Source organism: Lentzea sp. NPDC058436 (assembly GCF_042721515.1).
In the GTDB taxonomy this organism is placed as follows: domain Bacteria; phylum Actinomycetota; class Actinomycetes; order Mycobacteriales; family Pseudonocardiaceae; genus Lentzea.
The window spans coordinates 661,020-671,385 of sequence record NZ_JBHXLF010000003.1 but is presented as its reverse complement, the minus strand read 5'-3'; the positions used below and the strand labels follow the sequence as shown (position 1 = coordinate 671,385).

Annotated in this window: 7 protein-coding genes; 1 reads left to right on the top strand and 6 read right to left on the bottom strand. The window is 71.3% G+C overall.

All coding sequences use genetic code 11. The annotated features are described in order from the left end of the window. Window positions 1-74: 74 nt before the first annotated feature. The 5 genes from lanKC to ACFWN2_RS16915 all read right to left on the bottom strand — a co-directional run bounded on the left by lanKC (window position 75) and on the right by ACFWN2_RS16915 (window position 7,946). Window positions 75-2,624, bottom strand: a complete 2,550-nt coding sequence (gene lanKC, locus ACFWN2_RS16935) for a class III lanthionine synthetase LanKC (RefSeq protein ID WP_382428408.1) — start codon at window positions 2,622-2,624, stop codon at window positions 75-77. A gap of 314 nt (window positions 2,625-2,938) precedes the next feature. Next, the gene (locus tag ACFWN2_RS16930) at window positions 2,939-3,904 is read right to left on the bottom strand and encodes a hypothetical protein (RefSeq protein ID WP_382428407.1); all 966 of its coding nucleotides are present in this window, start codon (window positions 3,902-3,904) and stop codon (window positions 2,939-2,941) included. Between the two features lie 162 nt (window positions 3,905-4,066). Beyond that, entirely contained in the window at window positions 4,067-5,395 is a 1,329-nt protein-coding gene (locus tag ACFWN2_RS16925) for a M16 family metallopeptidase (protein ID WP_382428406.1), read from the bottom strand. Then, window positions 5,392-6,696 (bottom strand): M16 family metallopeptidase, encoded by a 1,305-nt coding sequence (locus ACFWN2_RS16920; protein WP_382428405.1) that lies wholly within the window; start codon window positions 6,694-6,696, stop codon window positions 5,392-5,394. Before ACFWN2_RS16920 ends, ACFWN2_RS16925 begins: the two co-directional genes overlap by 4 nt. Before the next feature lie 143 nt (window positions 6,697-6,839). After that, window positions 6,840-7,946 (bottom strand): radical SAM protein, encoded by a 1,107-nt coding sequence (locus tag ACFWN2_RS16915; protein ID WP_382428404.1) that lies wholly within the window; start codon window positions 7,944-7,946, stop codon window positions 6,840-6,842. 359 nt (window positions 7,947-8,305) lie between these two features. Between ACFWN2_RS16915 and ACFWN2_RS16910 the strand changes: the two genes are divergently transcribed. Next, complete coding sequence (locus ACFWN2_RS16910; protein WP_382428403.1) at window positions 8,306-9,352, top strand: putative adhesin; 1,047 nt, start codon at window positions 8,306-8,308, stop codon at window positions 9,350-9,352. Here the strand turns inward: ACFWN2_RS16910 and ACFWN2_RS16905 are convergent. Next, window positions 9,349-10,173 (bottom strand): SAM-dependent methyltransferase, encoded by an 825-nt coding sequence (locus tag ACFWN2_RS16905; protein ID WP_382428402.1) that lies wholly within the window; start codon window positions 10,171-10,173, stop codon window positions 9,349-9,351. The two genes, ACFWN2_RS16910 and ACFWN2_RS16905, sit on opposite strands and share 4 nt — an antisense overlap. Between the last annotated feature and the right edge of the window lie 193 nt (window positions 10,174-10,366).

The following is a 10,366-nucleotide window of genomic DNA, read 5'->3' as shown; positions in this document are numbered from 1 at the left end:
CGGTGTAGCCCGGCTCCGACTTCTCGTCGTCGGCGAGGTTCTGGAGCTCGTTGATGTCGGACATGAGTGCCTCCTCAGGCTGTTTCTTGCGGTCGCTCGACGACGTCGAGCGAGAACAGGGGGTCCGGGCGGTCGTCGAGCACGCCGGCGAGCACCGTCAGCACTCCGGCCGACCCGAACCACAGGTCGCCGCTGAGTCGCAGCGCGTGCTCACCGGGGACGTACGTCCCGGTCTCGTGCGGCACGGCGTAGAGGAACAGACGCTGTGCCAAGGTCTTCGCACGGTCCAGGCTCGCCTGGTCGCCGTGCCTGCGGCCGTGGTCGTGCAGGGCGAGGCTCAGTCCCGCCATGCCGTCGAACAGGCCGCCGTAGTGGGTGAACGAGCAGTTCAGTCCTGTCAGCAGGCCGGGGATCGCGGCGGCGACGCGGTCGTCGCCCGTCGTGGCCAGGTAGCGGCTCGCCACCATCAGCACGCCCGCGGTGCCGGTGCTCAGGTACGGCATCAGCCTGCGGTCGCGGTCCGAGACGGGGAACAGCAGCCCGCCCTCGGAGAGTTCGGCGCGGTCCAGCTCCTCGTGCAGGAACCGCAGTCCTCGTGCGAGATGGTCCTCGTCCCCGGTCAGCAGACCGAGGTGGTGGTGGAACAGCGCGAGCCCTGTCCGCCCGTCGACCAGTCCGGTGGCGTTGTTCCAGCCGAGCAGCTCGGACGGTGAGTCGGGGATGTCGTGGGCGTGCCGGACGGCCCGGTCCAGGTGGGCGCGGTCGCCGGTGTGCCGGTGCAGCGCGAGGTGGGCGAGCCCGACGCCGGCGGAACCGAAGCCGAGCGTCGCGGAACCCCGCAGCAGCGGGTGGTCGTCCGCCCGTGCCAGCAGTTCCTCGGCCTCGGCGATCCTGCCGTGCTCCGCGAGAACCCTGGCCACACCCGCCTGTCCCGCGACGAGTCCGGGAGGCAGGTCGTCGGCCTCCGTGAGCGCACGGGTGCAGAGCCGGTCCAGCAGTTCGTCCGACGGCGCTCCCGCCACGTGCAGGGCGTGCACGACGCCGGCGAGCCCGTGGCCGAAGCCGAGCTTGTTGGTGGCGTAGGACCGGGGACCCAGCGGCACGACGCCGTCGGGATGCCCGGTGTCGCGCAGGCCGGCGATCAGGCCGTCGCGCAACGTCTTCAGGCAGTTCCAGGGGTTCGACGTGACCTCGTCCGCGGACGGGACGGGGTCGGCGGCGCGCACTCGCGTCGCCAACGCCCACATCCGTTGCGGCACAAGGCCGTTCGGGTCGAGCTGCGCCTTCAGGTGGGCGAGCACGCCGTGGAACAGGTCGGCCGTCGTGTTGATCGGCGCGATCAACGCCAGCGCGATCGAGGAGAGCGCGTAGTCGTCGTAACGGACCGGGTCGCCGGCGAACCTCAGCGGGTCGGCCGGGAAGAACCCCGGCGTGCCGATCGGCGTCAGCGGCCCGCCGACGCGGGCGGCCGTCTCGAAGTCGATGAGCCGGATCCGGTCGTGCTCGTCGACGAGCACGTTGTCCGGGCTCAGGTCGATGAACGCGTAACCGAAGCCGTGCAACCGTTCCAGCTGCGCGGTCAGCTCGTCGAGGATTTTCGTGGCCCGCGAGTAGTAGGCCAGGAAGTCGTCGTCGGTCGCGGTGGACCAGATGATCGGGTTGTGCTCGACCCACCACGAGCGCAGCGAACGGCCGGGGACGAACTCGGTGACCAGGAACTCGTTCTCCAGGTGGCGGAAGTACCGCACCGGTTCGGGGGCGAAGCCGGAACCGAGGCGGTGCAGCTCCCGCAGCACCTCGTACTCGTTGCGCAGCCGGTCCTGGCTCGCGCTGGCAGGGCTCACCAGGCCGTGGTGGCCCCGGCTCTCCTTGACGAACACCGTGCGCCCGGTGGCGACGTCGGTGCCCTGGTAGGCGCCGCCGCCGTTGCTGTGGCGCAACGCCTTGTCGAACCGCACCCCGCCGAACTCCGGCGCGCCGGAGCGCTTCGGTGCGTCCACAGAGGACACGAGGAACGGGTCGGTGATGCCCTCCGGCGTGCTGAACCGGGTGCCGCGCACGTCCGGCACGCTCTGGCCGGCGGCGTCGAGGACCAGCAGCTCGCGCCAGCCCTGCGCGGTGAGCCTGTGCCGGGCGACGAACGCGCCGTAGCGGTAGTGCACGACCCGCGAGTCGCCGAACCGGCGATCGCTGAGCACGTAAGGGCCTTCCTCACCGTCGAACGCGGCGGCGAGGTCGCGCATGAGCGCCTCGGCGGTCGCGGCGTCCGGCGGGTAGGCGGCGCAGAACTTGCCGGACTGGCTGCGTTCCGCGTGCTTGTGGTGCGTCACCACGAAGTACAGCGAGCAGCTGAGGTGCTTGAACCCCACGCCGTGCGCCACGAAGATCGGCGCGGCGACGTCCAGCACGTGCTGGGCGCGGTCGGCGCGGGCCGACAGGTGGATCTTCCAGCCGTCGGTGACGCCGCCGAGCCTGTGCTCGGGGAACCATCCGGTCCACACGTCCTGGTGGTGCTCGCTCCAGTCCGCCGGCATGTCCGTCGCGGCGTATTCCGTGCCGCGGCGGGTGGTCCGGCTGAGCGGGGCGTAGAATTCCGGATCGGCGTGCACGAGTGAGATGCTCATTTCCTCGATCCCCTTTCCGGATTTCCTTGGGCTTTTCCCTTGCTCTGGAAACAATTCTGCTTCGCTGCCAACGAGTTCGGAAGTCCGTTGCGCGTCAGCTTCCGGACCGCTCGCGGGCAACAAGATGACCCCGTTGCGGGCTAACGAAAAGGGCGGGCACCCGCAGGTACCCGCCCTTGACGTGCGCCGGCTGTCAGTCCCAGCCGAACGCGCCGATCACGTCGTCGTCCTCGCCGACCGCGTTCGAACCCGCCTTGCGCAACATGTTTCCTCCTGAACAGTGTCACCTGCTGTTTTCAGGGCAATTGAAGGTCTCAGATCCAGCCGCGCCGGGCGGCCGCCATTCCCGCCTGGAACCGGCTGTCCGCGCCGAGCTCGTCCATCAGCCGCGCGATCCGCCGGCGCAGGTGCCGCACGGAGACGCCGATCTGCCGCGCGACGAGCTCGTCGGTCAGGCCGGACGCGAGCATCCGCAGCACGGACCTGTCCTCGTCCGACGGCACGTCCGCGGGTTCGGCGGCGAAGTCCCTGGCGCCGTCCCACAACTGCCGGAACCGCGCCACCAGCTCGCTCACGATCCCCGGCTGGTGCACGACCAGCGCGCCGGAACTCGCGTCGGTGGGGTCGGACGGCACGATCGCGATCCGTTCGTCCAGCAGGATCAACCGGGCGAGCGGGCCCTGCAGGAACCGGATCTGCGCGCCGGACGCCGTGCGCTCGCCGAGCCGGGCGCGGGTGCGTTCGCCGCGCAGCAACCGCTCGTCGTAGATGATCCGCATCGTCACGCCGCGTCCCAGGCTGCGGTTGTCGAGCCGCGACGCCTCCGCGCGGGCGGCCTCGCTGGACGCGCGCGCCGGCTGCACCGCGAACACGCTGGAGCGGGTGAAGAAGCACAGTTCCGCCAGGCGTTCGCGGATCCGTTCGGGCTCGGTGATGTGCTCGACCTCGACCGTGCGCGCGTCGTGCCGGAACCCCGCCGCGAGTCCCGCCAGCTCGGCCCGCGTGCCACCGATCTTCTGCTGGCGCCGCAACGTCTCCTGCTCCAGCCGCTCGATCAGGTCGCCGACCACGACCTCGGGGTCACCGGCCGCGTACCCGCACGGGGCGGCGGCCACCTCCACCACGCCGAGGGCGAGCAGGCCTGCCAACGCGTCGCGCACGACGCCGTCGTCGGTGAGGGCGAGCGACGCGAGGGTGCCGGTGTCCCGCAACGGGTCGGCGAGCAGGCTCCGGTAGACGCACTCCTGGATCGCGTCGAAGCCGAGATCACGCAGCGACATCCCACCACCCCGATCAGTTCCACCGCCTGGGGAGACTCTGCGCCACCTACTTGCGCGGTCACATGGGTAGTGGGTCCCCATATTCGCGCCGAGGTGTGGGGGCGGAGCACGCAGAAGCCCGGTCCCGCAGGGGCAGGACCGGGCTTCTCGCAGGTAGAACGGTTACTCGACCACCCAGGGACCGAACGCCTGCAGCGGTTCCTCGCACTTGGTCGCGTCCCCGATGACCACGGCCGCGAGCAGTTTGGGAGCCAGCAGGTGCACGCCGACGTGGTAGATGTCGGACGCGGTCACCTCGGCGAGCAGGTCGGGGCTGCGCCGGATCCAGTCGAGGTCCAGGCCGACCCCCAGCAGCGTCACCAGGGTCGTGGCGAGACCCGACCTGGTGGCGATCGACATCGCGAGGTTGCCCGCCGCGAACTGGCGGACGTCGCGCAGCTCCTGGGCGCTGGGCCGCAACGTCGACAGCCTGCCCAGCTCGTACCACATCTCCAGCAACGCGGGTGCGGTCACGTCGGTGGCGACGTCCGCCTCGATCACGAGCGTCGACCCCGCGCTGCTGTGCATGATCCGGCTGCGCGGCGTGTAGGTGTACCCCTTGTCCTCGCGGATGTTCGCCACCAGCCGCGACGAGAAGTACCCGCCGTAGATCAGGTTCGCGAGGTGCAGCGCGGGGAACAACGGGTCGTCGCGGCGCAGCGCGGGCCCGCCGATCCGGATCGACGACTGCACCGAGCCCGGCCGGTGGAACAGCCGGGAGGCGCCGGCGGGGGCCTCGTCCGGCAGCGGCGGCAGGTCCGGCACGGGGAGCCCGCCCGGCCGCCAGTCCGCGAAGTGCCTGCGCATCGCCGTGACGGCCCTGTCCGGGTCGACCAGGCCCACGACGACCAGCACGGCGTGGTCGGGCACGACCCGTTCGGCGTGCAGCGCACGCAGTTGTTGCGCGGAGATCGCGTCGACCTCGGCGCCGGTCGGCATGCTCGCGCCGTACGGGTGGTCGCCGTACAGGTGCCGGTGCAGGATCTCCCGCGCCCGGATGGCGGCCTGCGAACGGGCCGCAGTCAGCCGCGACGCGAGCCGCCTGCGTTCGGCCAGCACCTCCGTGTCCGGGAAGGTCGCCTCCCGCACGACCTCCGCGAGCACGGCCAGCAGGTCCTCGAACCGGTCCGCGAGCACGGTGCCGCTGAACAGCAACCGGTCGTGGTCGACCTCGGCGCGCAGGCTCGCCCCCAGCTCACCGATGCGTTCGGCGAGCCCGATCCGGCCCGTGGTCGCGGTGCCGGCCAGCACCGTCTCCGACAGCAGCCACGCGTGGGCCAGGTGGCCCGGTGTCATCGAGCCGAACGGGATGCTCAGCCGGATCTCGGCCAGCGGCGCACCGGGCCGTTCCAGCGCGAGGAGCCGCAACCCGTTGGCACAGCGGTCTTCCGTGACGTCCGGGGAGGTGAGCTCCGGCCACGGCCGCAACGCGGGGACAACGCTCGCCGTCATGCTGCCTTCTCCTGGTACGAGGCGGGCAGCAGCTCGACCACGGCCCGGCGGTCCGGTGTGATGCGCGAGGCCGCTTTCGCCACCTGCTCCGGCGTGATCGCGGTGAGCAGCGCGGGCAGCTCCCCGAGCAGTTCGGCGCGGCCGTGGCGCAGTTCCAGCGACGCCAACGCCTGCGTGCGCGCCAGCACCGCGTCCGTCTCGACCAGCAACCGGGTGCTGAGCCGCGTCGCGATCCTGGTCAGCTCCCGCTCGGCGGGACCGTGCTGCGCCACCAGTGCGAACTCCTCGGCGATGGCGTCGAGCACCTGCCGCGAGGTCGTGCCGGGGGTCTGCCGCGCACTGCACACCAGCGCCGTCGGATGACCGGTGTCGAGCGGGTCGCCGAGCATGCCGAGGTAGCAGCGGTGGCTCGTCGCGAGACCGTCCTGGCGCACCAGCCTGCGGTGCAGCCGGCACGCGGGGCCGTCGTCGGACATCACGTCGGCGAGCAGCAGGTACGGCAGGTACTCGTCCCACTCGCCGATCGGGTCGGGCACCCGCCAGCCCGCGGCCACGGCGGGCAGCGGCGCGTGCGGGTCGTACTTCGTCGTGCGGCGTTCGCCGGTCAGCTCCGGTTCCGCGAAGTCCGGCCGGGAAGGCCTGGGGCGGAACGGGATCGGCCCGAAGTGGCGATCCACCATCGCGAGCGCCTCGTCCGCCTCGAAGTCGCCGCACAACGTCAGCAGGGCGTTCGCCGGCGCGTAGTAGCGGTCGAAGAACTGGCGCGCGTCCGCGACGGTCGCGGAGTCCAGGTCCTCGAACGACCCGTAGCCGTCGTGCGAGTTCGCGAAGCTGTCGAACAGGACACCCGGCAGCGTCACCCACGGGAAGCAGCCGTACGGCTTGTTGGTGACGTTGGAGCGGATCTCCTCCTTGACGACGTCGATCTGCACGCGCAGGTTCTCCGCGTTGAGGTTCGGCGCCCGCATCCGGTCGGCTTCGAGGAACAGCGCGCGTTCCAAAGCGTTGCTGGGCAACACGTTGTGGTACTGCGTGTAGTCGAGGTGCGTGCTGCCGTTGAAGATTCCGCCGGACGCCTGCACGTAGTGCGCGTGGTCGAGCTTCGGCAGCAGCTCCGAACCCTGGAACATCAGGTGCTCGAAGAGGTGCGCGAACCCGGTGCGGCCCTCGGGTTCGGAGCGCATGCCGACGTCGTAGTGCACCGCCACGGCGACAACCGGAACGGTGCGGTCGGGTGCGAGCAACACCCGCAGCCCGTTGGCCAGCCGGGTGCGGACCAGGTGTTGGTGGGGTCGGTGCACGGCCGTCTCCTTCCGGTGCGCGTGCGGGGTCTTCTATCGGAATGGAACGCAGAGGCCGGGGCTGGTCAGCTCCTCGTCGGCCTCGAGCAGTTCGATGAAGTTCGGCGCCGAGGGCGTCTCGTCGTCGTGGTGCTCGGGTTCGGTCATGATCGTGTCACCTCCCTGCGCGCGCGGATGACGTCGAGCACTCCGGCGTCGAGTGCGTCGGAAAACGCTTGTGTGCGTGGAAGTTCGCCGCCGCAGCGGCGCCACCGTTCGTGAGATTCCTCGTTGTAGCCCGTGTCGAGCTCACCGACCGCGAGGCTCTCCTCGCCGACCGCGTCCCAGCAGCTGAACAACGTGCCGTCGGGGGCCACGACCGCGCCCAGGCGGCCGCCGGTCTCGGAGCAGAAGTCGCAGTGGTCGTCGCGCGGGCGGACGAGCCGGAAGCCCAGCTCCGCCGCCTTCGCGCAGGCTTGCACCGCTTCTCGTGCGGCCCGTGCGTCCGGTGCCGGGACGCCGGCGCCGTAGTCGAGCACGGGTGCGATCGCGAGGTTCGTGTTGGGGACGTCGAGAACGCCTGCCGCCTGGTCGAGGAGCGTCGAGAGGTGTGGCAGGACGTCCGGCGTCACGTTGACGCGCACGGTGAAGCGGATCCCCGTGTGCTGCTGGGCAGCGGCCACGTTCGCCAGGATCAGGTCGAACGTCGGCCTGCCCCCGCGCGTCACACGTGTCCTGTCGTGCCGGTCGCGCTCGCCGTCCAGGGTGACCTGGACGTTCCCGAGCCCGGCCTCGTCGAGCCTGGTGGCCGTGCGCCGGGTGAGCAGCACGCCGTTGCTGATCATGCTCGCGGTGACCGGCATCCGCGCACCGAACGCCCGCAGCACCTGCAGACACCCGGCGGGGTTGAGCAACGGCTCACCGCCGAACAGGAGCAGCTCCAGCCGCCGCACGCCCAGCTCGGCCATCTTCCTCTCCGCGAACTCGACACACCGCGCCACGTTGCGCGCGTCGAGCCGCGCGGGAGCGATGCGCCGCCTGCCGTCCGGGGTGTTCTGGAAGCAGTAGGAGCACCCGAGGTTGCAGCTCGTGGACGTCACGACGGTCAGGCTGTAGTGGTCCGGCTCCGGCACCGCGTCGATGCCCGTCCGTGCGAGCTGCACGCGGCCTTCCGAGGTCAGGTCACCGTCGCGCACCAGCCCGTCCGGCAGCAACGCCGTCGCCGACCGGCCGATGCACCACCAGCCGTTCTCGCCTCGCACCAGTCGCACGTCCCGCACCTCCCTCCGCGGTGTCGGCCGCCGGCGGTGGATCAGATCCCGTAGTAGTCGCCGAGGTCGTGGTACCCGCCGGTGCCGACGCAGCGCACGTCCTGGTCGCCGTACTCGTCACCGAAGTCCGGGGTCTTGAGCATCTGATCCACCTCCTTCCGCTCTGCCGTGGCTCAACTCTCGCCTGACGGGAGGGCGCGCGACAGCGGATCGAACGGCAGGTAGGGGACGCCGCGATGGCAGCTTGGTGACCTGCCGCCATCGGACATCGCGCTGGGCCGGTCGGTTCTGCCTGTCACGCGCGGCCGGGAGCCGCCGATGATCACTCGACGGGACCGCGACTTCCTCGGAGGACCACGATGGTGGGCGTTGTGATCGGGCACGGGTCGTTCGACGGGACCGAGACGGTCGTGGTGCCGGCCGGGCTGACGCTGCACTTCTTCACCGAGGAGGGGACGGGGCTGGCGATCGTCAACCTCCTCGAACTGCTCAGGGCCGGCAACCCCAGGATTCCCATGGGGTTCGCGAAGCCGGGGACGGTGGTGCCCAACTACAGGTACGACCCCTTCGCGCCGCACGAGCGCCGGGCGATCACCGCGCTCAACGAGAACCCCGCGCCCACGATCGTCGTCGGATCACCGGAGACGCCGAACACGCTGAGGCTGTGCGCGGACGTCCGGAGCTGCCCGAAGGACGGCCCGCACACCTGTGACGGCGTGTTCGGCCGTGCCGCGAGGGCGAAGTGGAACTACCTGATGATCTTCTCCTGCCGCATCGACACGCGGCAGAACCTGGCTCCGACCCTGGACCTGATGGCGCCGCAGGGCAGACGGGACCGGTCGGCGCACCAGGCGCTGGTCGACTGGGTGCAGACGTTCGTGGGACTGGACGCGGCTCGGCAGGACGCGCTGTGGGCGGGGCTGTCGCCGAACGAGCGGCTCCGGCTGGTCGCCTCCGACGAGGAGGTGCGCGAGTGGGACGACTGCCGCGCCGTCCGGGAGACGATCACTGCCTCGCCGGACCCGGCGAAGGTCGCCGCAGCCGCGTCCGTCGCGGTCAGGACTCGGCTGATCCGCGACCACCCGGAGCACCGCGCCGCGGTCCGCGCCGGGCTACGGTCGGATCCCGCCGACGCACGGGCCGTCAAGGCGTTCCTGCCGCTGTCGTTCGACGACAGGGTCGACGTGTGGGAGGCCCTGTCGGAGGAGGCCAGGCTCCGGTGGATGGCCGACCAGGAGGTCACGCACTGGGCCGCCGGGTTCAACGCCTGCTTCCTGTTCCGCTACGGCCTGCGGGGCGACCACCTCCTGGGTCTGCTGCGCAAGCTCGAACCGGGATCGCTGGCGGTGGTCATGACCGAGGTGCTGGTCACCGACCACCTCACCGAGAACGGCCTGCACGTCTAACGGACGGCGGCCGCGAGCCAGGCGGCGGGCACCGGTGCGACGGACCTGCCGTGGCCGATCGCGGGATCGACCCCCGCGTGCACCTCCGCCCGCCACCCGGCCCCGCCCAGCCACTCCTCCAGGTCGTCACGGGCCGCGGTGAACACGACTCCGTGCTTGCCCAGCCCGCCGCGGACCTGAGTGCCCTGGTCACCGAGCATCGAGACCGCGAGGTGTTCGAGCAGCAGGTGGCTGCCGGGGGCCGACAACGCGGTCACGGCGTCGAGAAGCGCGTCACCCTCGTCGAGCGTGAGGTACATCAGCACGCCCTCGACCAGCCACGCGGTCGGCGCCGCGGGGTCGAACCCGGCGGCGAGCAGGGCGGCGGGCCAGTCCGTCCTGAGGTCGGCGCCCACCCCGACCCGCTCGCAGGCCGGCGCCAGGCCGGACTGCTCGACGAGTGCCGTCTTGAACTCGGTCATGTCCGGCAGGTCGAGCTCGAACCAGCGGGTGTCCCGCGGGCACGGCAGGCGGGTCGTGCGGCCGTCCACCCCCGCCGCGAGCGTCACGACCTGCCGCGCGCCGTTGTCCAGCGCGTACCTGACGCGGTCGTCGAAGTAGCGGGTGCGCACCACGTGGTACGACGGGAAGCCGCTGGACGTGATGCCCATCTGGGTGATGAACGCGGCCAGCGCCGGGTGGTCGCCCGCCGCGGCGACGAGGAAGCTCGCCAGCGGGTCGGTGAACAGCGGGTCGGGTCCGCCTGCCTCCCTGTGCCGCACCCAGGCGGTGTACAGGGCGGTGTGGCTCAGGCCGTCGACGGGGATCTTCAGGTCCGGCATCCACTCTCCTCTGGTCGCCCCACGAGGATTCCGCGTGCGGGCGGCCGGTGACTTCCCGCGTCCGAGTGACGCGCGTCGCGCTCCGCCGATTCGAGTCGGCCAGTGCCGACCGCCTAGGGTGCTGCGTGTCGCGGTGCGGCCTCGCCCGGATGCCTGGGTGCCTCCACGAGCGCGGTCGCTGCCAGGGACAATG